A 22608-nucleotide genomic window follows, 5' to 3' on the forward strand; every position below is an offset into this window, starting at 1 on the left:
GGGGCCGCTGTGCGGCTCTTTCGCGGCACAAGGCCGCTCCTACAAGGGATTGCGTTCCCTGTAGGAGCGGCCTTGTGTCGCGAAAGGGCTGCAAAGCAGCCCCAAAGGTTCATGCCTCACCACCGGTGGTACACTGTCCGCCACATAGCCTGAATATAAAGAGGGGAGGCCAGGTTGTAGCGCAGCCTGCAGCCTCCCCGAATGTTTCTGGATAAAGCATGAGAATACTGATCATTGGCCCCAGCTGGGTCGGCGACATGGTGATGGCGCAGACCCTGTTCCAGTGCCTCAAACAGCAGCACCCCGACTGCGTGATCGACGTCCTGGCCCCCGAGTGGAGCCGGCCGATCCTCGAGCGCATGCCCGAGGTGCGCCAGGCCTTGAGCTTCCCGCTCGGCCACGGCGCGCTGGAGCTGGCCACGCGCCGGCGCATCGGCAAGTCGCTGGCCGGCCAGTACGACCAGGCGATCCTGCTGCCCAACTCGCTCAAGTCGGCGCTGGTGCCGTATTTCGCCGGTATCCCCAAGCGTACCGGCTGGCGCGGCGAGATGCGCTACCTGCTGCTCAACGACGTGCGCAAGCTGGACAAGGCCCGCTATCCGCTGATGATCGAGCGCTTCATGGCTCTTGCCTACGCAGCGGATGCCGAGCTGCCCAAGCCTTACCCGCGCCCGAGCCTGCAGATCGAAGCCGCCAGCCGCGAAGCGGCTCTGGCCAAGTTCGGCCTGGCGCTGGACCGTCCGGTGCTGGCGCTGTGCCCGGGCGCCGAGTTCGGCGAGGCCAAGCGCTGGCCGGCCGAGCACTACGCCGAGGTGGCCGACGCGATGATCCGCCAGGGCTGGCAGGTGTGGCTGTTCGGCTCGAAGAACGACCACCCGGTGGGCGAGCAGATCCGCGACCGGCTGATCCCCGGGCTGCGCGAGGAATCCTGCAACCTGGCGGGTGAAACCTCGCTGGCCGAGGCCATCGACCTGATGTCCTGCGCCGATGCGGTGGTGTCCAACGACTCCGGCCTGATGCACGTGGCCGCCGCTCTCAACCGCCCGCTGGTGGCGGTGTACGGCTCGACCTCGCCGGGCTTCACCCCGCCGCTGGCCGACCAGGTGGAAGTGGTGCGCACCGGTATCGAGTGCAGCCCCTGCTTCGAGCGCACCTGCCGCTTCGGCCACTACAACTGCCTACGCCTGCTGGAACCGGCCAAGGTCATTGCCGCGCTGCAGGGCCTGGGCGGGCCGAACCTGATCGATACCGTGGCCGAGGTCGACTGAGTGCGGGTACTGATCATCAAGACATCGTCGCTGGGCGATGTCATCCACACCCTGCCGGCGCTCACCGACGCCGCCCACGCCATCCCTGGTATCCGTTTCGACTGGGTGGTGGAAGAAGGTTTTGCCGAGATTCCCAGCTGGCATCCGGCGGTCGACCGGGTGATCCCGGTGGCGATCCGCCGCTGGCGCAAGAACATCTGGCAGACGCTCAAGAGCGGTGAGTGGAAAGCCTTCAAGCAACGCCTGTGCGAGCACAAGTACGACCTGGTGATCGACGCCCAGGGCCTGGTCAAGTCGGCTTGGCTGACGCGCTACGTGAAAGCGCCGGTGGCCGGCCTGGACCGTTACTCGGCCCGCGAGGGCTGGGCCAGCCGCTTCTACGACCGGCGCCTGTCGGTCGCCGTCGGCCAGCACGCCGTGGAGCGCGTGCGCCAGCTGTTCGCCCTGGCCCTGGCCTACGACCTGCCGGAGGGGCTGGGCGACTACGGCCTGGACCTCAACCGCCTGCAACTGCCGCCTGCCGCGCCCTACGTGGTGTTCCTGCACGGTACCACCTGGGCCACCAAGCACTGGCCGGAGGCCTACTGGCGCGAGCTGGCCGAGCGCATGGGCCGACGCAAGCTGCAGGTGATGTTGCCTTGGGGCAACCCGGCGGAGAAGGCCCGTGCCGAGCGCATCGCCCTGGGCTTGAACAACTGCCAGGTGCTCCCCAAGTTGAACCTGGCCGGCGTCGCCCGCGTGCTCGCGGCGGCCAAGGCCTGCGTGGCGGTGGACACCGGCCTCGGCCACCTGGCCGCTGCCCTGGATGTGCCGACCATCTCGCTGTTCGGCCCGACCAACCCTGGTCTGACTGGCGCCTACGGACGCGCCCAGATCCACCAGGCGAGCGACTTCCCCTGCGCCCCGTGCCTGCAGAAGAAGTGCACCTACAAACCGAGCGCCGAGGACCTGCGCCGGTTCGATCTCAAACGCGAGTGGCCGCTGTGCTTCACTCGCCTGAATCCCGAGCATGTGGCGGGCCGCTTGAGCGCGCTGCTGCTGGCTGAGGATGTTCGTTGATGCAACTGGCTTTTGTGCTCTACAAGTATTTCCCCTTTGGCGGGCTGCAGCGCGATTTCATGCGCATCGCCCTCGAGTGCCAGAAACGGGGTCACCAGATCCGCGTGTACACGCTGATCTGGGAAGGTGATATTCCGCCGGGCTTCGAGGTGCTGGTGGCGCCGGTCAAGGCGCTGTTCAACCACCGCCGCAACGAGAAGCTCAGCGCCTGGATGGAAGCCGACCTGGCCAAGCGTCCGGTCGATCGCCTGATCGGCTTCAACAAGATGCCCGGCCTGGACGTCTACTACGCCGCCGACGGCTGTTTCGAGGACAAGGCCCAGACCCTGCGCGGCGGCCTGTACCGCCGCTGGGGTCGCTACCGCCATTTCGCCGAATACGAGCGGGCGGTGTTCGCCAGGGACGCGCGCACCGAGATCCTGATGATCTCCGAGGTGCAGCAGCCGCTGTTCATCAAGCACTACGGCACGCCTGAGGCGCGCTTTCACCTGCTGCCGCCGGGCATTTCCCAGGACCGCCGCCGCCCGGCCGACGCCGCGGCCATCCGCGCTGATTTCCGTCAGGAGTTCGGCGTGGCCGACGACGAACTGCTGCTGGTGCAGATCGGCTCGGGCTTCAAGACCAAGGGCGTGGACCGCAGCCTCAAGGCCCTGGCGGCGTTGCCGTCGGCCCTGCGCAAGCGTACCAGGCTGATGGTCATCGGCCAGGACGACCCCAAGCTGTTCCAGGTGCAGAGCACGGCGCTTGGCCTGGGCGAGCAGGTGCAGTTCCTCAAGGGGCGCAGCGACATTCCGCGTTTCCTGCTCGGTGCCGACCTGCTGATCCACCCGGCCTACAACGAGAACACCGGCACCGTGCTGCTCGAGGCGCTGGTCGCCGGGTTGCCGGTGCTGGTGTCGAAGGTCTGCGGCTATGCCCACTACATCGCCGAGGCCGACAGCGGCCTGGTGCTGGACGAGCCGTTCGAGCAGGAGCAGTTGAACCGCTACCTGCAACGCATGCTCGAAGACGCCGGGGCCCGTGCGGCCTGGTCGGACAACGGTGTGGCCTTCGCCGAGACCGCCGACCTGTACAGCATGCCGCAGCATGCCGCCGACGTGATCCTCGGTCAGGAGACCGCATGAAGCTGATATTGGCCGAACCGTTCAAGCGCCTGTGGGCCGGGCGCGACCCCTTCGAGGCCGTCGAGGCCCTGCAGGGCGAGGTGTACCGCGAGCTGGAAGGCCGCCGCACCCTGCGCACCGAGGTCGATGGCGCGGGCTTCTTCGTCAAGATCCACCGCGGCATCGGCTGGGGCGAGATCTTCAAGAACCTGTTCAGCGCCAAGCTGCCGGTGCTCGGCGCCGGCCAGGAATGGCGGGCCATCCAGCGCCTGCATGAAGCCGGTGTGCCGACCATGACCGCGGTGGCCTACGGCGAGCGTGGCGGCAACCCGGCCACCCAGCACTCGTTCATCGTTACCAAGGAACTGGCGCCCACCGTCAGCCTGGAAGACTTCAGCATCGACTGGGTCAAGCAGCCGCCAGCGCCGCGCCTGAAGCGCGCGCTGATCGCCGAAGTGGCGAAGATGACCGGTGGCATGCATCGCGCCGGAGTCAACCACCGCGACTGCTACATCTGCCACTTCCTGCTGCACACCGACCGCCCGGTGACGCCGGAAGACTTCAAACTGTCGGTGATCGACCTGCACCGCGCCCAGACCCGGGCGAAGATCACCCGTCGCTGGCGCGACAAGGACCTGGCCGCCCTGTACTTCTCGGCGCTGGACATCGGCCTGACCCGCCGCGACAAGCTGCGCTTCCTGCGCGGCTACTTCCAGCGTCCGTTGCGCCAGGTGCTCAAGGACGAAGCCGCGCTGCTCGCCTGGCTGGAGCGCAAGGCGCAGAAACTCTACGACCGCAAGCAACGTTACGGGGACGCACTCTGATGGCGAGCTGGAACCTGGCGCCCGAGTATGCGCACCTGGCGGCCGATTTCGGCAGTATCGACGCGGTGTTCGCCATTCAGGGCGAGCGCCTGACCCGCGACCCGCTGAGCGAGGTCATCCGCATCGAGCGCGATGGCGTCAACTACTACGTCAAACGCTACACCGGCGCCGGCAAGCACATGCGCCGCTACCTGGGCCGGCCGCGGGTCAAGGCCGAGTGGCAGAACCTCAAGCAGTTCGCCAAGTGGGGCATCCCCACCGCCGATGTGGTCGCCTGGGGGCTCGAGCGCCAGGGCCTGGCCTTCGGCCGCGGGGCGATGATCACCCGCGAGTTGCCGCGTACCGAAGACCTCTCGGCGCTGGCCGAACGCAATGATCCGCGCCTGCGCGACAGCGCCTGGGTCGATCACGTCAGCCGCCAGCTGGCACGCCACACCCGGGTAATGCACGATCACCATTTCGCCCACAACGACCTTAAGTGGCGCAACCTGCTGGTCGACGACCAGGGCACGCTATTCTTCATCGATTGCCCGACCGGCGACTTCTGGCGCGGCTTCATGCTGCGCCACAGGCTGATCAAGGACCTGGCGTGCCTGGACAAGGTGGCCAAGTACCACCTGTCGGCGACCCAGCGCCTGCGCTTCTACCTGCAGTACCGCGGACACGCGCGTCTGAACGCCCGTGACAAGAAGCGCATTCGCCAGGTGCTGGGCTTTTTCGAGGGAAGGGAATGACCGATTACCTGGCCAGTGCCGACCAGGCGCTGCTGCAACGCCACGGGCTGAGCGACTTCGAGGCGCTGTGGACCCTGCAGTTGGACGCCGTGGACGAACCCAATACCGGCCGTGGCGGCTGGAGCAGCGTGTTCCGCCTGGAGCTCGAGGGCAAGGGGTTCTACCTCAAGCGCCAGAGCGACTACTTCACCCGCAGCCTGCAGCGGCCCTTCGGCGAGCCGACCTTCGCCCGCGAGTTTCGCAACATCAGCCGCTACCAGAAGCTCGACATCCCCGCCCTGCAGGCGGTGTTCTATGGCGAGCGCAAGCAAGGTGGCGAGCACAGGGCGATCCTCATGACCCGGGCGCTGGACGAGTGGACCGACCTCGAGCAACTGCTCGGCCGCTGGCCGCAGATTGATGCGCCGCAGCGCCAGGCGATCCTCCAGGCCTGTGGACGGCTGGCCCGTACCCTGCACGGCGCCGGGCAGATGCACGGCTGCTTCTACCCCAAGCACATCTTCCTGCGCGAGCGCCGCGAGGGCTGGCAGGCCCAGCTGATCGACCTGGAAAAGACCCGTCCGCTGCTGTTCGGCATGCGTGACCGGGTGAAGGACCTGGAACCGCTGCTGCGCCGCGCCCGGGCCTGGGACGAAGCGGACGTGCGCGTGCTGCTGGCGGCTTACCTGGAGCAGCCGGCGGACAGCGCCCTGGTATCCACCTGGCTGCAACGCCTGACCCAACGCCGTCGCCACAAAGAGGCCCGCTGATGCGCCTGTCCGAACTGAAGGAGGCCGGGCGCAGCCCGAGCCTGCCGCTGACCGTCACCCTCGCCGACGCCGCGGGCAGCGCCGACCTGCAGCTGCTCAGCCTGTTGCGCGTGCTGCCGGGCCAGCGTTATGTCGGCGCGGGTATCTGGCGTGGCACCAAGGTGCTGGCCAAGTTGCTGGTCGGTGGCAATGCCGCCCGGCACTTCCAGCGTGAGCGCGATGGCGCCCTGCTGATGGCCGAGCAAGGCCTGACCACTCCACGCCTGCTGGCCGATGGCCTGAAGGAAGGCGAGGGCGGCTGGCTGTTGTTCGAATACCTCGACCATGCCGAAAGCCTGGGCGATGCCTGGGCCCGGGTGGAGCAGCTGCCGATGCTGGCCGACGAGCAGCACCTGGTGCTGGGCGAGGCCCTCACCGCCGTGGCGCAGATGCACGCCAAGGGCCTGTGGCAGGAAGACCTGCACCTGGACAACCTGCTGCGCCAGGATGGCCAGCTGTACCTGATCGACGGTGCCGGCATCAAGGCCGAGAGCCCTGGTCAGCAGCTGTCGCGCCAGCGCGTGCTGGAAAACCTCGGGGTGTTCTTCGCCCAGTTGCCCAAGCGCCTGGAACCGTTCATCGAGGAGGCGCTGGTGCACTACGTGCTGGCCAACGCCGAGCACGCGCTGCCGCTGGAAGCGCTGCACAAGCAGGTGGACAAGGTGCGCGCCTGGCGCCTGAAGGACTACCTGGACAAGGCCGGTCGCGAATGCACGTTGTTCAGCGTCGAGCGGAGCCTGTCCGGGCTGCGGGCCATCCGCCGCAACGAGGTCGAAGCGATGCGCCCGGTGCTGGAGCAGGCCGATGCGCTGATCGACCAGGGGCACCTGTACAAGACCGGTGGCGCGGCCAGCGTGGCGCGTATCGAGGTGGCCGGGCGCAAGTTGGTGCTCAAGCGCTACAACATCAAGAACACCGCCCACTGGTTCAAGCGCTTCTGGCGCCCGAGCCGGGCCTGGCATTCGTGGATCGAGGGCCACCGCCTGGAGTTTCTCGACATCGCCACGCCTCGGCCCCTGGCGGTGCTGGAGCAGCGGGTGATGGGGCTGCGCAGCACGGCCTACCTGGTGACCGAGTACGCCGACGGGCCAGACCTGATCGAGTGCTTCGCGCCCTACGTGGAGAGCGGCGAGGCGCCCGACGAGCAGGTTGAGGCCTTGGTGCGGGTGATGCAGCAGCTGATCCGCGAGCGTATCAGTCATGGCGACTTCAAGGGCCACAACCTGTTCTGGCAGGACGGCCAGTGGTCGCTGATCGACCTCGACGCCATGTGCCAGCATGCCACCCAGCTCAGCTTCGCCCCGGCCTTCGCCCGAGACCGGGCGCGGCTGCTGCGCAACTGGCCAAGCGGCAGTGCGTTGCACCAGCGATTGGACCAGGTGTTGCCTCGGTTGGCAGATTGAATGACCAACTAACTGCGCGGTAGCCCAACCTTTCAGGCTGTGCTGACGCGCAGGGAACAGAGATCTGATCATCACCTGCGTGGGAGCGGGCTAGTTAAATCTGCTAGTTACGTTTTTTTCCATGAGGGCGGCCTACCGCCGCCAGAACCCACTCAGGCCCAGCCCTGCTGATAGGCCCAACCCTACCCAGGCCAGCACATCCCATATCCCATCCCCGAGCAGTGCGGCAAACAGCCCGGCCGCACTGAGCACGGCGATCAACGCCGGCCAGGCGAAGATCCTGCGGGTGCTTTGCGACTTGTGGCTCATGCCCGCCCCTCCCGTGGTTTGCGTTGCTTGCCCCACCACAGGTACAGGCCGCTGCCCAGCACGATGATGGTCAGCACATCGAGCACGGCCCAGAGGATCTGCATCGGCCGGCCGCCGTAGTCGCCGAAGTGCAGGGGTTGCGACAGGCCCATGGCGTCCATGTACCACGGGCGCTCGCCAACGGCGGTCACCTCCAGGGTGCGCGCGTCGATCAGGATCGGCGTGAACAGGTGCGAGGTCAGGTTCGTGGCGCCATTCATGAACACCGCGTAGTGGTGCTCGCTGGAGAAGCGCGTGCCGGGGAAGGCGATGAAGTCCGGGCGCATGCCGGGCGCGGCCTGTTCGGCGATCTTCAGCAACTGCGTGGCCGGGGCGCGCTCGGTGAGCGGCGGGGCGTCACGGTAGGGCGCGACCATCGCCGCCAGGCTGTCGTTGCGCCAGGCGGCGATCACCAGGTCGGACAGGGCGCTGATCACCCCGGTGACGCCGACCACCAGGGCCCAGGTCAGGGTGACCACGCCGATCAGGTTGTGCAGGTCCAGCCAGCGCAAGCGCCGCGACTTGTCGTGGCGGACCGTGGCGAAGTCCAGGCGGCGCATGAACGGCGCGTAGAGCACGGTGCCGGAGACGATGGCGACAATGAACAGCACCCCCATGAACGCCAACAGCAGCTTGCCGGGCAACCCGGCGAACATGTCCACGTGCAGGCGCAGCATCAGCATCATGAAGCCGCCGTTGGCCGCCGGCATGGCCACGGCCTCGCCGGTGCGCGCATCGAGCATGAAGGTGTGCGAGTCGTCGGGGTGGGTGCCGGCGGTGGCGGCCATGATCGCCACCACGCCGTTGGGCTCGTCGTCTTCATAGCCGAAGTACTGCATCACCTCGCCGGGGCGGTGCTGTTCGGCCTTGAGCACCAGCTGCTGCAGGTCCAGGTGCGGGGTGTCGGCGGGCATCTCGCGCAGCTGCGGCGCGTCGCCGAGCAGGTGCTCCAGCTCGTGGTGGAAGATCAGCGGCAGGCCGGTGAGGGCCAGCAGCAACAGGAACAGCGTGCAGACGAGGCTGCTCCAGGTGTGGATCGCTGACCAGCGGCGGATGGTTTGGCTTTTCATCACGGCTCCTTACGCCATCGCGGGGCAAGTCGCGTCGGCGCACCGCCGCTCCCACGCCGTTCTGTCTCGGCGTGGGAGCGGGCTTGCCCCGCGATGGGTGTTTACCACTTGTAGGTGGCGCTGGCGACGACGCTGCGCTGGTCGCCGTAGTAGCAGTAGTAGCCGTCGCAGGTCGAGAGGTAGTCCTTGTTCAGCAGGTTGCTGGCGTTGATCGCCACCGAGGCGCCCTTGAGGCTGTTGTCCAGGCGGCCCAGGTCGTAGTGCACGGCGGCGTCGAACACAGTGTAGGCCTTGCTCTTGCCGAGCCAGGTATTGGCTTCGTCACCGTAGCGGTTGCCGGTGTAACGTGCGCCCAGGCCAATGCCGAAGCCGTCAAGCACACCGGTATGCCAGGTGTAGTCGGTCCACAGGGAGGCCTGCTGGTTGGGCATCTGTTGCAGGCGGTTGCCTTTGTACGGCCCTTTCTGGACTTCGGACTTGGCCAGGGTATAGGCGGCGATCACCTTCAGGTTGTCGGTGACGTCGGAGACAGCCTCAAGCTCCAGGCCATGGACTTTCACTTCACCGGTCTGGCTGGTGACCGGCGTGCCACCGATGTTGTTGGTGACCTGGACGTTCTTCTGGGTCAGGTCGTACACCGCGGCAGAGAGCAGGGTGTTGGAGCCCGGTGGCTGGTACTTGATGCCCAGCTCCCATTGCTCGCCTTCGGTCGGCTTGAACGTCTTTTCCGGGTCCGCGTCCGCGCTGCTGGCCGGCTGGAAGGATTCTGCATAGGACAGGTAGGGCACCAGGCCGGAGTCGAAGACGTAGCTGATCGCCGCGTTGCCACTGAACTTGCTGTCGCGCTGGGTGTTGGTGGCATCACCCTTGTTGAAGAACTTGGTGCCGGTGTGGACCCAGTCCTGTCGCCCGCCCAGGGTCAGGCGCCAGTTGTCGAGTGCCATCTGGTCCTGGATATAGAGGCCGGTCTGCACCGTCTTCTGGTTGTAATCGTAATAGGCCGAGGAGCGCGCGGGGCGGGTAATCGGCAGGCCATAAGCCGGGTTTCTGACGTCGATCGGCGGCACATCGAAGCCATAGATCGCCAGGTAGTCGTGATTGGTGCGCTGGTGATCCAGGCCAATCAACACGGTATGGCTGACGGCACCGGTGGCGAAGTCGGCCTGGAAGTTGTTGTCGACCGCGAACTGGCCGATATTTTCCTCGGTGTTGGTGGACATGCGGTTGGCAATGCCGTCATCGGTGACCGGGAGGTAGTCTTTGTTGTAGCTGCTGACCGTAATGGTCTGGAACGACAGCTCCGACTTGGTGTAACGCAGGTTCTGGCGGAACTGCCAGACATCGTTGAAACGATGTTCAAAGGCATAACCCAGCGCGTAATAGGTGCGGTCGTAGTAGTCGTAATCCGGGTCACCCAGGTTCTTGTGGCGGGAGACCTTGCCGAACGGCATGTCGATCTTGGTGCCTTGGATCGGATAGAACTGGCTGGTGGCACCGGTGTCGTCGCGGGTGAACTGGCTGAGGAAGGTCAGCGAGGTATCTTCGTCGATGTTCCAGGTCAGGCTCGGGGCGATGTTGTAGCGCTTGTTATCGATATGGTCGATCTGCGTGCCGCTGTCGCGAACCACGCCGCTGACGCCATAGAGGAACTGGCCCTGCTCATCGAGCTTGCCGGTGCTGGCGAAGTTGATCTGGCGGTGGTTGTCGCTGCCGTACTGCAGCTGGATCTCGTGGCTGCTCTCGGCCTGGGGGCGGCGGCTGACCATGTCCAGCAGACCGCCGGGCGGGGTCTGGCCATACACCGACGAGGCTGGGCCACGTAGCAGCGCAAGGCGGTCGAGGTTCCAGGTTTCGGCTTTCGGGTTGGCATACACGCCGCGGGGCAGGGGCAGGCCGTCGAGGAACTGGGTTGGCTCGAAGCCGCGCACGCGCATCCAGTCATAGCGGGTGTCGCTGCCGAAACTGGCCGAGACGATGCCCGGCATGTACTTCACCGCGTCGTCCAGGCTTTGCACGCCGCGGTCGCTCATCTGCTGGCGGGTGGCGACGGAAATGGAGCGTGGGACCTCGACCAGCGCGGTGTCGGTCTTGGTGCCGGCGGCGGTGCGCTTGGCGGTGTAGCCTTCGACCGGGCCCCAGGCACTTTCGTAGCTGCTGTTGGCATTGATGTTGGTTTCCGGCAGCGCCAGGGTGCCTTCGCTCACCGCCACCAGACTGTAGCTGCCGGCGCTGCTCTGCTGCAGCTGCAGGCCGGTGCCGCGCAGGGCGGCCTGCAGGGCGCCGACCGCATCGTACTGACCACTGACCGGCGTCGAGTTGCGCCCGCTGACCAGTGCCGGATCCAGCGCCAGGGCGATCCCGGCCTGGCTGGCGATCTGGTTCAGGGTGCTGGCCAGCGGCGCGCTGGGCAGGTTGTAGGCACGCGGGGCCGCCTGTTCGGCGGCGAACAGGGTGGTGCTGACCAACGGGGCGGCCAGGCCGATGGCCAGGGCCATCAGGCTGGGGCGAAGCAAAGCATCAACGGCACGGGACATGCAGCGGCTCCTCGACGAAATAGTGCTGACTGCTTCCTTGCCGAGCGAGATTGGGAAAGTGACAGGGGTCTTTTGAAAAAAAATCTGACGGGGTTGGCACGAGCGGCGGTCAGCGCTGAATCGCCTTGGCTTCTTCGCGGGTAAACCCGCGAAAGGCGGCACGCGACGCCTATCTGGCGGAGACTGTCACCCACCACGGCGTATGCCGCTCGATCTTCACCGGCAGCGCCGGCTGCAGCGAGGCCAGGGCCAGGTCGGTGTCGGTCAGCGGGAAGCTGCCGCTCACGCGCAGGTCGGCGACCTCGTCGCTTACCCCGAGATGGCCGCTGCGGTACTGCCCTAGCGCGGCCACTAGATCGGCCAGGCGCACGTTGTCCACCACCAGCATGCCGCGGGTCCAGGCATCGCTGCCGACGGCCACGGAGCCGACCCGGCCCAGGCCGTCGGCGCTCATCAGCACCTGCTGACCTTCGCGCAGCACCTGCTCGTCGCCACTGTTCTGCGGCTTGGCGGCCACCGAGGCTTGCAGCACCTCCAGGCGCGTGCCGGCTTCCTCGCGCTTGACCAGGAAGCGCGTGCCCAGCGGGCGCAGGCGGCCATCCTCGGTGCGCACCAGCAGCGGACGGCTGTCCTTGTGGCCGGTCTCAACCGAGATCTCGCCACGATGCAGCACGATCAGCCGCTGCTCGCCGCGGAAGTCGATATCCACCGCGCTCTGGCTGTTCAGGCTCAGCAAGGTGCCGTCTTCCAGGCGCAGGGTGCGTAGTTCGCCGGTGCCGGTGCGCTGGTCGGCCAGCCAGTAGGTCGGCGACAGGGTCGGCGCTGCGGCCCAGGCGAGCAGCCCGCCGAGCAGCAGCATGCCGGCCAGGCCGCCAAGGCGATAGCGCAGCCCGGCGCGTGATTGCAGCAGGGTGTGGCGCACCGGGCCGGCGGCGGCGTTGACGCGCTGGTCGAGCATGCCCAGTTGCAGCCAGGCGCGGGCGTGCTCTTCGTGGGCGGCGTGCCAGCGCATGAATTCGTTGCGTTCGTCCGGGGTACCGCTACCTTCGTCCAGGCACAGCTTCCAGGCAATGGCCGCCTCCAGCACCTGGCTGGAGACCGGGGCGTGGTTCATGTCGGCTCTCCGTAAAGGGCGACATAGCACTGGCGCAGGCCCTGGGCGAGGTACTGGCGCACGCGTGACACCGACACTCCGAGGCGCTCGGCGATTTCGGCGTGGCCCAGGCCGTCCAGGCGGTTGTACAGGAAGGCCGCGCGGGCCTTGCTCGAAAGCTTGCCCAGCAGGCGGTCGATGGCCTTGAGGTCCTCGAGGATCAGGTGCTGCTGCTCGGGCGACGGGTGTTCGGCCTCGGGCAGCAGGGCCAGTTCCGCGAGGTAGGCCTGCTCGAGGGCGGCGCGGCGGAAGTGGTCGAACAACAGGCCCTTGGCCACGGCGACCAGGAACGCGCGGGGTTCGCGGGGGGCGTCCAGGCGCTCGCGGCCGAGCAGGCGCACGAAGGTGTCCTGGCTCAGGTCTTCGGCGCGCTGACGGCAGGCGGTGCTGCGCTGCAACCAGGCCAGCAGCCAGGTGCGATGGTCGCGATACAGCGCTCCGACCAGCTCGGCATGTGGACTGTGCGCAGGCGTCAAGAAGCGATCCCCGGGGAAGAATGCGTTAACTAACGATAATTATTCGCGATTGTGGCAGAGGCGGGGGTGGTGGCGCAATTGACGCTTATCGGATTGCCAGCATGGCAGGGATGATTTCGAGGGCCTCATCGCGGGGCAAGCCCGCTCCCACAAGGATCGCGCGTGAGCATGACCAGGTGCGTTCGGCGTGGGAGCGGCGATGCGGCGACCCGACTTGCCCCGCGATAAAGGTCAAAGGCCGTGATGGTGCGCCTTGCGCCGCCGCCACTGGCGCACTCGCTGCTCCAGCTGCAACGGGCTGTCCAGTTGCTGGCGCCGGGCCTGGCTGAACAGGATCAACGCCAGCTCCGCAGTCACCTGGGCATCGGCGCTGGCATGGTGGCGGGCCTGGACTTCGAGGCCGAAGCGGGCGATCCAGTCGTCCAGCCCGGCTTCGCGCAACACGGTGTCGGGGTTGAGCATCGGCGCCAGTTCCGCGACGTCGAGGAACGGATGCTGCAGGCGCAGGCCCAGGCTGTCCTTCAGCGCCCGGGCCAGCATGCGCTGGTCGAACGGGGCGTGGAACGCCAGCACCGGGCTGTCGCCGATGAAGTCCATCAGGTCGAGCAGCGCCTCGGCCGGGTCGCTGCCGGCGGCCAGGGCGCTGGGGCCCAGGCCATGGATCAGCACGCTGGCGTTGGTCTTCTGCGTGGGCCGGTGCAGGGTGCGTTCGAACGGGCGACCCAGGGCGATGGCGCCGTCCTCGATGGCCACCGCGCCGATCGACAGCACCTGGTCGCGATTGGGGTTCAGGCCGCTGGTTTCCAGGTCCAGCACCACCCAGCGCTGTTCACGCAACGAGCACACGCCCAGTGGCGCCGGCCCTGGCAGCATGGCCAGACGCCGACGCAGCGGGGCGTCGAGTTCGGGGGCGGCGGGGCGCCACCAGGCGAACAGGTTCACAGCTGGTACCGCAGCGCCAGGCTGCTTTGCAGACGCTGGGCCTGGCGCAGGGACTCGCGCAGGATGCGCCGGTCCAGGTGGTTGAGGCTGTCCGGGTCGAGCCGGTTGGAGTAGGGCTGGTTCTCGCGGGTCTGGCGCTGGTGTTGCTGCATGCGGGTCTGCTGGATGAAGTGATAGGCCTCTTCATAGGCGGCGCCGTCGAGCGGGTCGATGATGCCCTTGGCGATCAGCTGGCGCAGGCGCTCCAAGGTGTTGCAGGCGCTGATGCCATGGGCCAGGGCCAGCAGCCTGGCGCCATCGACGAACGGGGTCAGGCCCTGCACCTTGAGGTCGAGAGTGGCGGCCTTGTCGTCCCCCTGGCGGGTCAGCACGAACTCGCGCAGGCGCCCGACCGGTGGCCGTTGGCGCAGGGCGTTGTCGGCCAGCATGCGCTGGAAGATACGGTTGTCGGCGACCTGCTCCAGCAGGCCCTGGCGCAGCTGTTCGCAGCCTTGCTCGTCGCCCCAGACCACGCGCAGGTCGAAGTAGATGCTCGAACCCAGCAGGTTCTCGGGGCTTGCCTCGCGCACGAAGCCGGCAAAGCGTCGTGCCCATTCGCTGCGCGACAGGCACAGCTCGGGGTTGCCGGCCATCACATTGCCCTTGCACAGGGTGAAGCCGCACTGGGCCAGGTTGTGGTTGACCTGTTGGGCCAGCGGCAGCAGCCGGGCACGGATGGCCTCGGCCTCGGCGGCGTCGCGGGCCTCGAAGAGGATGCCGTTGTCCTGGTCGGTGTGCAGCGTCTGCTCGCGACGGCCTTCGCTGCCGAAGCACAGCCAGCTGAATGGCACGCCCGGGTCGCCGCGTTCGGCGATGGCCAGCTCGATCACCCGGCACACGGTATGGTCATTGAGCAGGGTGATGATCTGGGTGATCTGGGTCGAGGACGCGCCGTGGGCGAGCATGCGCTCGACCAGCTGGCCGATCTCGCCGCGCAGCGACACCAGGCTGTCCAGGCGTGGCGCATGGCGGATGGTGCGGGCCAGGTGCACCAGGTCGACGCGCTGCAGGGAGAACAGGTCGCGTTCGGAGATCACCCCGCACAGGCGCTGGTTGTCCACCAGGCAGACGTGGGCGATGTGCCGCTCGGTCATGGCCATGGCGGCATCGAAGGCGCTAGCCTGGGGGCTGAGGTGGAACGGCCGGGCGGTCATGTAGCGTTCGATCGGCGCGGTCAGCTCGGCACTGGCGTCGGCCACCACCTGGCGCAGGTCACGCAGGGTGAAGATGCCGAGGGGATGGCGTTGGCCATCGACGATGATGATGCTGCCGACCTGCTGCTCGTGCATCAGTCCCACCGCCTCGCGCAGCGGCGTGTCCGGCGCGCACACCACCGGATGGCGCAGCGCCAGTTCGCCCAGCGGGGTGTTCAGCGAGTACTGGGTGCCCAGGGTTTCCACGGCGCGCTGGCGCACCTGCTGGTTGACCTGGTCGAGCAGGCTGCTGACCCCGCGCAGGGCGAAGTCGCGGAACACCTCGGACATGGAGAACACGCGGATGAACGCGGCCTTGTCCAGTTGCAGGCAGAAGGTGTCCTCGCCGGCCAGGTGCTCGGTGCGGGTGGCCCGCTCGCCGAGCAATGCCGCCAGCGGGAAGCATTCGCCGCTGGCGATCTCGAAAGTGGTCTCGGTGCCCGGCTTGGTGACATGGTGGCGCTCGCCGACCACGCGGCCCTGCTTGACGATGTAGAAGTGCTCGACCGGGCCGTCGGCAGGCTTGATGATGCTTTCGCCGGCCGCGTGGAAACGCAGCTGGCACTGCTCCACCAGGTAGGCCAGGTGGTTGTGTTCCATCTGGTTGAACGGCGGGAAACGCTGCAGGAACTGCAGGGTACCCTGGATGTTTTGCAGCACTGCTGTTCTGCCCGCCTGGCTGTAGGCGTCCTTTTTGCTCATGGAACCGACCGCGATAAGTATGTCTGCATATGTAGCGCAGACCTTGTTGTTCTAGGGCTCCATGGTCGGACGACGGCTCTGCGGTGCCCATTGGACGTAAGTCTATAAGGCGCGACGGACGTTTCGCTGCTTGTCCCGGGTGTCAAATAGCCGACGAAAGGCAGTTTGCATGCGGGGGCTTTGCGGTCTGAACTTGAATAACGGGGTTTTTTTGACGAGACGACCATGGCAGAGCATGACGACATCCTGAGCGACGCCGAGCGAGAGGCGTTGGCCGTGGTGAGTGCACCCGTCGCGCCCAAACCCGTGGTACTGGTGGTGGACGACAACCCGGTGAACAGCGAAGCGCTAAGCCTGTACCTGAAGAGCCGGGGCATCGCCTGCATGACGGCCGACGGTGCGCAGGAGGCGATGTTGAAGCTGCACTATGAGCCGCGTATCGCCCTGATGATCACCGACCTGCGCATGGAGCCCAAGGATGGCCTGGAACTGATCCGCCAGGTTCGTGAGTCGGAGCGGGCGGCGCTGTCGATCATCGTGGTGTCGGGCGACACCGATGTGAAAGAGGCGGTGGACGTGATGCACCTGGGGGTTGTGGATTTCCTGCTCAAGCCGGTGGACCTGGGGAAGCTTCTGGAGCTGGTGCGACGTGAGTTGAGAATGGATCAGGGCTGAAAACGATCGCGGGGCAAGCCCGCTCCCACGCCGGTTGGCATCTGGCGTGGGAGCGGGCTTGCCCCGCGATGCGTTGCTGGCGGCTTACAGCCCGTTGCGGGCCTTGAACTCGCGACGACGACGGTGCAGCACCGGCTCGGTGTAGCCGTTCGGCTGCTTGGCGCCTTCGACTACCAGCTCCACGGCGGCCTGGAACGCGATGTTGTCATCGAAGTTCGGCGCCATCGGGCGGTACAGGGCGTCACCGGCGTTCTGCTTGTCGACCACCGCGGCCATGCGCTTGAGGCTTTCCAGCACCTGCTCCTGGGTGACCACGCCATGGCGCAGCCAGTTGGCCAGCAACTGGGCCGAGATGCGCAGGGTGGCGCGGTCTTCCATCAGGCCGACATCGTTGATGTCCGGCACCTTCGAGCAACCCACGCCCTGGTCGATCCAACGCACCACGTAGCCGAGAATGCCCTGGGCATTGTTGTCCAGCTCGTTGCGGATCTCGTCGGCCGACCAGTTGGTGTCGGCGGCCAGCGGGATGGTCAGGATGTCATCGACCGAGGCCGGAGTGCGCGAAGCCAGCTCGCGCTGACGCGCCTGCACATCGACCTTGTGGTAGTGCAGGGCATGCAGGGTGGCGGCGGTCGGTGACGGTACCCAGGCGGTGTTGGCGCCGGCCAGCGGGTGGGCGATCTTCTGCTCGAGCATGGCGGCCATCAGGTCGGGCATGGCCCACATGCCCTTGCCGATCTGCGCGCGGCCCTGCAGGCCGGTGGCAAGGCCCACGTCGACGTTGTTGTTCTCGTAGGCGCCGATCCATTTCTCGTTCTTCATGGCGCCCTTGCGCACCACGGCGCCGGCTTCCATGGAGGTGTGGATCTCGTCACCGGTGCGGTCGAGGAAGCCGGTGTTGATGAATACCACGCGCTCGGCGGCCGCCTTGATGCAGGACTTGAGGTTGACCGTGGTGCGGCGCTCCTCGTCCATGATGCCGACCTTGACGGTGTTGCGCTTCATACCCAGCAGGTCTTCGACGCGGCTGAAGATCTCGGCGGCGAAGGCCACTTCCTCCGGGCCGTGCATCTTTGGCTTGACGATGTACACACTGCCGCTGCGGGTGTTCTTGCGGCTGGTGTTGCCGTTGAGGTTGTGCAGGGCGATCAGGTTGGTGAACAGGCCGTCCTGGATGCCCTCGGGGATCTCGTTGCCCTGGGCGTCGAGGATCGCCGGGTTGGTCATCAGGTGACCGACGTTGCGCACGAACAGCAGCGAGCGACCGTGCAGGGTGACGCTGCCACCGTTGGGCGCGGCGTACTCGCGGTCCGGGTTCATGGTGCGGGTGAAGGTCTTGCCGCCCTTGCTGACGCTCTCGGCCAGGTCGCCTTTCATCAGGCCCAGCCAGTTGCGGTAGACGATCACCTTGTCGTCGGCGTCGACGGCGGCGACCGAGTCTTCGCAGTCCATGATGGTGGTCAGCGCCGATTCCATCAGGATGTCCTTCACGCCCGCAGCGTCGGTGCTGCCGACCGGGGTGCTGGCATCGACCTGGATCTCGAAGTGCAGGCCGTTGTGCTTGAGCAGCACGGCGGTCGGCGCCTTGGCGTCGCCATGGAAGCCGATCAGCTGGGCGTCGTCGCGCAGGCCGCTGTTGCTGCCGCCCTTGAGGGCGACAACGAGCTTGCCGCCTTCGATGCGGTAGCCGGTGGAGTCGACGTGGGAGCCGGCGGCCAGTGGCGCGGCTTCGTCGAGGAAGGCGCGGGCGAAGGCGATGACCTTGTCGCCGCGCAGCTTGTTGTAACCCTGGCCTTTCTCGGCGCCGCCCTCATCGCTGATGACATCGGTGCCGTAGAGGGCGTCGTACAGCGAACCCCAGCGAGCGTTGGCGGCGTTCAGGGCGAAGCGGGCGTTCATCACCGGCACCACCAGCTGCGGGCCGGCCATGACGGCGATTTCTTCATCGACGTTCTGGGTGGTGGCCTGGAAGTCCTCGGCCTGCGGCAGCAGGTAGCCGATTTCCCCGAGGAACGCCTTGTACGCCGCGGCGTCGTGGGCCTGGCCCTTGCGTGCCTGGTGCCAGGCGTCGATCTTCGCTTGCAGCTCGTCGCGCTTGGCGAGCAGGGCTTTGTTCTTGGGAGCGAGGTCGTTGATGATCTTCTCGGCACCGGCCCAGAACTGCTCGGCGTTGATGCCGGTCCCCGGAATGGCTTCGTTGTTGACGAAGTCGAACAGGACCTTGGCGACCTGAAGGCCACCGACTTGAACGTATCCAGTCATTGCTTGCCTCACCTCTGCTCAGCTATTTCGCTTTCGCTCTTCTGTATTAAGCCTGTAGCGCTTCTCTAAACACGGCACCAGTGCATGCCCGCGTGCTCCGGGGGCGGCTGGGTGCGGCTCGCCAGACGGGCCGGCGGGCTGTTGGCGTATTTTCACAGGCGCCTTGGCAGACATCGAAACGACGTTTTGTAGTCCGCGTCGACGCATACTACATGAAGCAGCAGGCAGGTGAACATCAGACTAAAAGCGTCGCTCTGCGACCGGTTGGTCGCATGGGGTCACGCTGGGAGACGACATGTTCGCAAAAAACAGGTGGATTGTTCCAGATAAATCTTGAAACAGTACACGATTGATTGCCGTGACTGTCCTGCGGCAGGTTGCCGCGCCTTGCCTATACTGATTCGATCCCCGTATTCCGGTCGCCTGGGGCGGCCTTCGCAGACGAATGAAGGAGTGGCCCGTGGACCATCTCGTACTCACCGTGATCGCCCCGGACAAGGCCGGGCAGGTCGAGCGTATCGCCCAGTGCATCGCCGATCACAATGGCAACTGGCTGGAAAGCCGCATGTCGCGCATGGCCGGGCAGTTCGCCGGGATCCTGCGAGTGGCGGTGCCGGCGGAGAACTACGCCGAGCTGGTCGAGTCGCTGCAGAAACTGGGAGACCACGGCATCCGTGTGCTCATTGCCGAAAGCGGGATCGAGCCGTCCTGCACCTGGAAACCGATCGCCATGGAGCTGGTGGGCAACGACCGGCCGGGTATCGTCCGTGATATCACCCGTTTGCTGGCCGAGCAAGGGGTGAACGTCGAGCGCCTGAGTACCGAGGTGCGGCCGGCGCCGATGAGCAGCGAGCCGTTGTTCCATGCCGATGCGTTGCTGGCGTTGCCGTTGACCTTGTCGCTGGACGATCTGCAGGCGCGACTGGAGAGCCTGGCGGATGATCTGATGGTGGAGTTGCGGCTGCGGCCGGAAGAGTGATTCGAGACCGCCGGGGCGCGAAGCGGCCCTCAGGTGGTTATCCCGATTTTACGGGGAAGCCCCTGTGGATAAGCTGGGGGCGCTACGCTGGAGGCCAGTAACAGCAAGGCCTGGCGAGATTTGAGCAAAAAACGTCCACTATTCAGTAGCTTGTGCACAAACGTCGGGGACGAGGGTGTGGATAACCTTTGGAGCGCTTGCTGCAGGCCACGTCCCCCGTGGCTTGCAGCAATATGATCATTTTTTGATCAGGTGCGCTTGCGCAAACTCAGCCAGGCATCGACGCTGTAGACAGCCAGCCCCGCCCAGATGAAGGCGAACGCCACCAAGGTGCTCGACGACAGGTGTTCGTCGAACAGCAACACTGCCTGCAGCAGCACCAGTGTCGGTGCCAGGTACTGCAGGAAGCCCAGCGTGGTATAGGGCAGGTGGCGTGCAGCGGCGTTGAAGCACACCAGCGGCACCAGGGTCACCGGGCCGGCGGCGATCAGCCACAGCGCTTCGCTGCTGATGAAGAACTCAGGGCTGGCGCTGCTGGCGGCCGGGTGCAGCAGCAACCAGCCGATGGCCAGCGGCACCAGCATCCAGGTCTCGACCACCAGTCCCGGCAGCGCCGCCACTGGTGCCTGCTTGCGGATCAAGCCATAGAAGCCGAACGACAGCGCCAGCGCCAGCGACACCCAGGGCAGGCTGCCGACCTGCCACACCTGCTGCGCTACGCCCAGGGCCGCGAGGGCCACCGCCAGCCATTGCAGGCGGCGCAGGCGCTCGCCGAGCAGCAGCATGCCCAGCAGCACGTTGATCAGCGGGTTGATGTAGTAGCCCAGGCTGGCCTCGAGCATGCGCCCGTTGTTCACAGCCCACACGTAGGTCAGCCAGTTGCCGGCGATCAGCGCGCCGCTGAGCGCGAGGATCGCCAGGCGCTGCGGGTTGTCGCGCAGTTCGCGCCACCAGCCGGGGTGTTTCCACACCAGCAGCAGGAGCGAGCCGAACAGCGCCGACCAGAGCACGCGGTGGACGATGATCTCCACCGCCGGAACGCTCTGGATCGCTTTGAAGTACAGGGGGAACAGGCCCCAGATGATGTAGGCGCCGAGGCCCAGGAGGTACCCGCGGCGCGGGTTGGCGGCGTGCATGCAGAATCCTTGCTTAGGTAGCTAAATAAAGCGACGCCTATTGTAGACAGAGCGCGGCGTTGACCTAGAACAATTTCAACGGTTGTTCATCGAGCGCGGCGATCTGCTCGCGCAGGGCGAGGATCTGGTCGCCCCAGTAGCGCGGCTGGCCGAACCAGGGGAAGCTCGGCGGGAACGCCGGATCGTCCCAGCGCCGTGCCAGCCAGGCGCTGTAGTGCAACTGGCGCAGGGCGCGCAGCGGCTCGATCAGGGCCAGCTCACGCGGGTCGAAGTCGTGGAACTCGTTGTAGCCGTCGATCAGTTCGGCCAGTTGGCCGAGCCGCTCTTCGCGGCTGCCGGCGAGCATCATCCACAGGTCCTGGACCGCCGGGCCCATGCGGCAGTCGTCGAGGTCGACCACGTGGTAGATGTCGTCGCGGTGCATCAGGTTGCCGGGGTGCAGGTCGCCATGCAGGCGGATCGTCTGGTACGAGGTGCGGGCGTAGATATCCTCGACCCGCTTGAGCAGGTCGCGGGCTACCGATTCATAGGCCGGCAGCAGCTCGCGGGGCACGAAGTCGCCGTCGAGCAGGGTCTTGAGCGAGGCATGGCCAAAGTTGTCCACAGCCAGGGCTTCGCGGTGCTCGAAGGGTTTGCTTGCGCCTACCGCGTGCAGGCGCCCGAGCAGTTGCCCGAGGCGATAGAGCTGGTCGAGGTTGCCCGGCTCCGGGGCATGGCCGCCCCGGCGGGGGAACAGGGTGAAGCGAAAACCCTGGTGCTCGAACAGGGAGCGATCTTCGTGCAGCAGTGGCGCCACCACGGGCACTTCGCACTCGGCCAGCTCGCGGGTGAAGGCATGTTCCTCGAGGATCGCCGCGTCGCTCCAGCGCCCAGGGCGATAGAACTTGGCGATCAGCGGCTGGGCGTCCTCGATGCCCACCTGGTAGACGCGGTTCTCGTAGCTGTTGAGCGCCAGCACCCGGGCGTCGCTGAGAAAGCCGAGGCTTTCCACGGCGTCCAGCACGAGGTCGGGGGTGAGGGTGTCGAAGGGGTGGGACATGAAAGGCTCCGGTCGCTGGGACTGCGGCCTGCATGTTACCCCAAACCCTGGGCCAAGCCGGCCTTTGCTGGAGCAGGCTTCTCGGCCAGACTAGACCGGCACTCCCAGCAATACGAACGACGGATGAAACTGCACCCGCAGGGCACTCCCCGGCTGGACCTGCTGCAGCTCCAGCCAGGCCGCCTCGGCGATGGCGCACAAGGTCTGGCCATTGCCCAGCGCCAGGCGCACTTCGCCCGGCCCACCCTCTTCGATCAGCACTTCCTCGACCTTGGCCTTCAGGCAGTTGCTCCCAGGCTCCGGCGTCTCATCCGCGTCCAGCAACCGTACCCAGCCGGCCTTGAGCAGCGCCACCACCGTCCCCCCCAGCGCCAGCTCCAGGCGCTCGGTACTGCCCCGGGTGATCAGGGCTTCGATCTCCAGCCCGCCGCCCAGGTCCAGGCTGATGCGATCATGCCGGCCTTCGCGGCGCAGCCCGCTGATCCGTCCCTGCAACTGGTTGCGCGCACTGGTGCGCAGCATCAGGCGGCCGAGCAGGTCGAGGTCGCTGCTGTCCTCGGCGGATTCGAGAATTTCCGCCTGCAGTGCCTGCAGGCGCTGGTACAGGCGCAGCACCCGCTCGCCTTCGGCGGACAGCCTAGCGCCACCGCCGCCGCGGCCGCCGGTGCTGCGTTCAACCAGGGGCTGCGCCGCCAGGTTGTTGAGTTCGTCGATGGCGTCCCAGGCGGCTTTGTAGCTGATGCCCGCGGCCTTGGCGGCGCGGGTGATCGAGCCCTGTTCGGCGACATGCTGCAACAGGGCGATGCGCTGTGGACGGCGGACGATGTGCTGGGTGAGCAAGGCAGGCAGGGACATGGGCGGGCATCGGGTGTGGTGTAGGT

At 66.5% G+C, this 22608-nt stretch carries 20 protein-coding genes; 9 read left to right on the forward strand and 11 right to left on the reverse strand.

All coding sequences use genetic code 11. The features are described from left to right. Positions 1–218 precede the first annotated feature (218 nt). Genes waaF through HU735_RS04900 form a run of 7 tightly spaced genes read left to right on the forward strand, consistent with a single transcriptional unit; the run spans position 219 to position 7179 of the window. Positions 219–1268 carry a lipopolysaccharide heptosyltransferase II gene (gene waaF / locus HU735_RS04870; RefSeq protein ID WP_186712636.1) on the forward strand — a complete coding sequence of 350 codons (1050 nt, stop codon included), beginning with the start codon at positions 219–221 and terminating at the stop codon, positions 1266–1268. Then, complete coding sequence (gene waaC, locus HU735_RS04875) at positions 1269–2327, forward strand: lipopolysaccharide heptosyltransferase I (RefSeq protein ID WP_186712637.1); 1059 nt, start codon at positions 1269–1271, stop codon at positions 2325–2327. After that, positions 2327–3451: a glycosyltransferase family 4 protein gene (locus tag HU735_RS04880; protein ID WP_050703460.1), complete on the forward strand. Its 1125-nt coding sequence runs from the start codon at positions 2327–2329 to the stop codon at positions 3449–3451. Before waaC ends, HU735_RS04880 begins: the two co-directional genes overlap by 1 nt. Beyond that, on the forward strand, positions 3448–4254 hold the full coding sequence (rfaP, locus tag HU735_RS04885; protein WP_186712638.1) for a lipopolysaccharide core heptose(I) kinase RfaP: 807 nt from the start codon (positions 3448–3450) through the stop codon (positions 4252–4254). Before HU735_RS04880 ends, rfaP begins: the two co-directional genes overlap by 4 nt. After that, entirely contained in the window at positions 4254–4988 is a 735-nt protein-coding gene (locus tag HU735_RS04890) for a lipopolysaccharide kinase InaA family protein (protein WP_186712639.1), read from the forward strand. The genes rfaP and HU735_RS04890 overlap by 1 nt, the downstream gene beginning before the upstream one ends. Continuing rightward, a complete protein-coding gene (locus HU735_RS04895) occupies positions 4985–5737 on the forward strand; it encodes a lipopolysaccharide kinase InaA family protein (protein ID WP_186712640.1) in 753 nt (250 codons plus the stop codon). The genes HU735_RS04890 and HU735_RS04895 overlap by 4 nt, the downstream gene beginning before the upstream one ends. Next, positions 5737–7179 carry a lipopolysaccharide kinase InaA family protein gene (locus HU735_RS04900; protein ID WP_186712641.1) on the forward strand — a complete coding sequence of 481 codons (1443 nt, stop codon included), beginning with the start codon at positions 5737–5739 and terminating at the stop codon, positions 7177–7179. The genes HU735_RS04895 and HU735_RS04900 overlap by 1 nt, the downstream gene beginning before the upstream one ends. 132 nt (positions 7180–7311) lie before the next feature. Here the strand turns inward: HU735_RS04900 and HU735_RS04905 are convergent, their stop codons facing one another. The 7 genes from HU735_RS04905 to HU735_RS04935 form a co-directional block, all read right to left on the reverse strand. Beyond that, positions 7312–7488, reverse strand: a complete 177-nt coding sequence (locus tag HU735_RS04905) for a hypothetical protein (protein WP_186712642.1) — start codon at positions 7486–7488, stop codon at positions 7312–7314. Continuing rightward, complete coding sequence (locus tag HU735_RS04910) at positions 7485–8597, reverse strand: PepSY-associated TM helix domain-containing protein (RefSeq protein ID WP_186712643.1); 1113 nt, start codon at positions 8595–8597, stop codon at positions 7485–7487. Before HU735_RS04910 ends, HU735_RS04905 begins: the two co-directional genes overlap by 4 nt. 101 nt (positions 8598–8698) lie before the next feature. Beyond that, positions 8699–11131, reverse strand: a complete 2433-nt coding sequence (locus HU735_RS04915) for a TonB-dependent siderophore receptor (RefSeq protein ID WP_186712644.1) — start codon at positions 11129–11131, stop codon at positions 8699–8701. Between the two features lie 169 nt (positions 11132–11300). Beyond that, entirely contained in the window at positions 11301–12245 is a 945-nt protein-coding gene (locus HU735_RS04920; RefSeq protein ID WP_186712645.1) for a FecR family protein, read from the reverse strand. Further along, a complete protein-coding gene (locus HU735_RS04925; RefSeq protein ID WP_186712646.1) occupies positions 12242–12760 on the reverse strand; it encodes an RNA polymerase sigma factor in 519 nt (172 codons plus the stop codon). Before HU735_RS04925 ends, HU735_RS04920 begins: the two co-directional genes overlap by 4 nt. Before the next feature lie 231 nt (positions 12761–12991). Continuing rightward, a complete protein-coding gene (locus tag HU735_RS04930; protein WP_186712647.1) occupies positions 12992–13702 on the reverse strand; it encodes an exonuclease domain-containing protein in 711 nt (236 codons plus the stop codon). Further along, positions 13699–15636 (reverse strand): DUF294 nucleotidyltransferase-like domain-containing protein, encoded by a 1938-nt coding sequence (locus tag HU735_RS04935; RefSeq protein WP_186712648.1) that lies wholly within the window; start codon positions 15634–15636, stop codon positions 13699–13701. The genes HU735_RS04930 and HU735_RS04935 overlap by 4 nt, the downstream gene beginning before the upstream one ends. Positions 15637–15861: 225 nt before the next feature. Between HU735_RS04935 and HU735_RS04940 the strand changes: the two genes are divergently transcribed. Next, the gene (locus HU735_RS04940; protein ID WP_050703471.1) at positions 15862–16311 is read left to right on the forward strand and encodes a response regulator; all 450 of its coding nucleotides are present in this window, start codon (positions 15862–15864) and stop codon (positions 16309–16311) included. 84 nt (positions 16312–16395) lie between these two features. Here the strand turns inward: HU735_RS04940 and HU735_RS04945 are convergent, their stop codons facing one another. Next, positions 16396–18573 (reverse strand): malate synthase G, encoded by a 2178-nt coding sequence (locus tag HU735_RS04945; RefSeq protein WP_186712649.1) that lies wholly within the window; start codon positions 18571–18573, stop codon positions 16396–16398. Positions 18574–19033: 460 nt separating this feature from the next. Between HU735_RS04945 and HU735_RS04950 the strand changes: the two genes are divergently transcribed. Beyond that, complete coding sequence (locus tag HU735_RS04950) at positions 19034–19552, forward strand: ACT domain-containing protein (RefSeq protein ID WP_050703473.1); 519 nt, start codon at positions 19034–19036, stop codon at positions 19550–19552. Between the two features lie 248 nt (positions 19553–19800). Here HU735_RS04950 and rarD read toward each other — a convergent pair whose 3' ends face one another. From rarD to HU735_RS04965, 3 genes are all read right to left on the reverse strand, one after another. Continuing rightward, positions 19801–20688 (reverse strand): EamA family transporter RarD, encoded by an 888-nt coding sequence (rarD, locus tag HU735_RS04955; RefSeq protein WP_186712650.1) that lies wholly within the window; start codon positions 20686–20688, stop codon positions 19801–19803. A gap of 64 nt (positions 20689–20752) precedes the next feature. Beyond that, complete coding sequence (locus HU735_RS04960) at positions 20753–21727, reverse strand: serine/threonine protein kinase (protein ID WP_186712651.1); 975 nt, start codon at positions 21725–21727, stop codon at positions 20753–20755. 90 nt (positions 21728–21817) lie between these two features. Beyond that, positions 21818–22582, reverse strand: coding sequence for a TOBE domain-containing protein (locus tag HU735_RS04965; protein WP_186712652.1), 765 nt, complete (start codon positions 22580–22582; stop codon positions 21818–21820). Between the last annotated feature and the right edge of the window lie 26 nt (positions 22583–22608).

It is taken from the genome of Pseudomonas sp. BW16M2 (assembly GCF_014268865.1).
Lineage (GTDB): Bacteria > Pseudomonadota > Gammaproteobacteria > Pseudomonadales > Pseudomonadaceae > Aquipseudomonas > Aquipseudomonas peradeniyensis.

Excerpts from the sequence above, each read along its gene's own strand:
- waaF (WP_186712636.1), top strand. The coding sequence starts at position 219 with ATGAGAATACTGATCATTGGCCCCAGCTGGGTCGGCGACATGGTGATG.
- HU735_RS04880 (WP_050703460.1), top strand. The coding sequence starts at position 2,327 with ATGCAACTGGCTTTTGTGCTCTACAAGTATTTCCCCTTTGGCGGGCTG.
- rfaP (WP_186712638.1), top strand. The coding sequence starts at position 3,448 with ATGAAGCTGATATTGGCCGAACCGTTCAAGCGCCTGTGGGCCGGGCGC.
- HU735_RS04890 (WP_186712639.1), top strand. The coding sequence starts at position 4,254 with ATGGCGAGCTGGAACCTGGCGCCCGAGTATGCGCACCTGGCGGCCGAT.
- HU735_RS04895 (WP_186712640.1), top strand. The coding sequence starts at position 4,985 with ATGACCGATTACCTGGCCAGTGCCGACCAGGCGCTGCTGCAACGCCAC.
- HU735_RS04900 (WP_186712641.1), top strand. The coding sequence starts at position 5,737 with ATGCGCCTGTCCGAACTGAAGGAGGCCGGGCGCAGCCCGAGCCTGCCG.
- HU735_RS04905 (WP_186712642.1), bottom strand. The coding sequence starts at position 7,488 with ATGAGCCACAAGTCGCAAAGCACCCGCAGGATCTTCGCCTGGCCGGCG.
- HU735_RS04910 (WP_186712643.1), bottom strand. The coding sequence starts at position 8,597 with ATGAAAAGCCAAACCATCCGCCGCTGGTCAGCGATCCACACCTGGAGC.
- HU735_RS04915 (WP_186712644.1), bottom strand. The coding sequence starts at position 11,131 with ATGTCCCGTGCCGTTGATGCTTTGCTTCGCCCCAGCCTGATGGCCCTG.
- HU735_RS04920 (WP_186712645.1), bottom strand. The coding sequence starts at position 12,245 with ATGAACCACGCCCCGGTCTCCAGCCAGGTGCTGGAGGCGGCCATTGCC.
- HU735_RS04935 (WP_186712648.1), bottom strand. The coding sequence starts at position 15,636 with ATGAGCAAAAAGGACGCCTACAGCCAGGCGGGCAGAACAGCAGTGCTG.
- HU735_RS04940 (WP_050703471.1), top strand. The coding sequence starts at position 15,862 with ATGGCAGAGCATGACGACATCCTGAGCGACGCCGAGCGAGAGGCGTTG.
- HU735_RS04945 (WP_186712649.1), bottom strand. The coding sequence starts at position 18,573 with ATGACTGGATACGTTCAAGTCGGTGGCCTTCAGGTCGCCAAGGTCCTG.
- rarD (WP_186712650.1), bottom strand. The coding sequence starts at position 20,688 with ATGCACGCCGCCAACCCGCGCCGCGGGTACCTCCTGGGCCTCGGCGCC.
- HU735_RS04960 (WP_186712651.1), bottom strand. The coding sequence starts at position 21,727 with ATGTCCCACCCCTTCGACACCCTCACCCCCGACCTCGTGCTGGACGCC.
- HU735_RS04965 (WP_186712652.1), bottom strand. The coding sequence starts at position 22,582 with ATGTCCCTGCCTGCCTTGCTCACCCAGCACATCGTCCGCCGTCCACAG.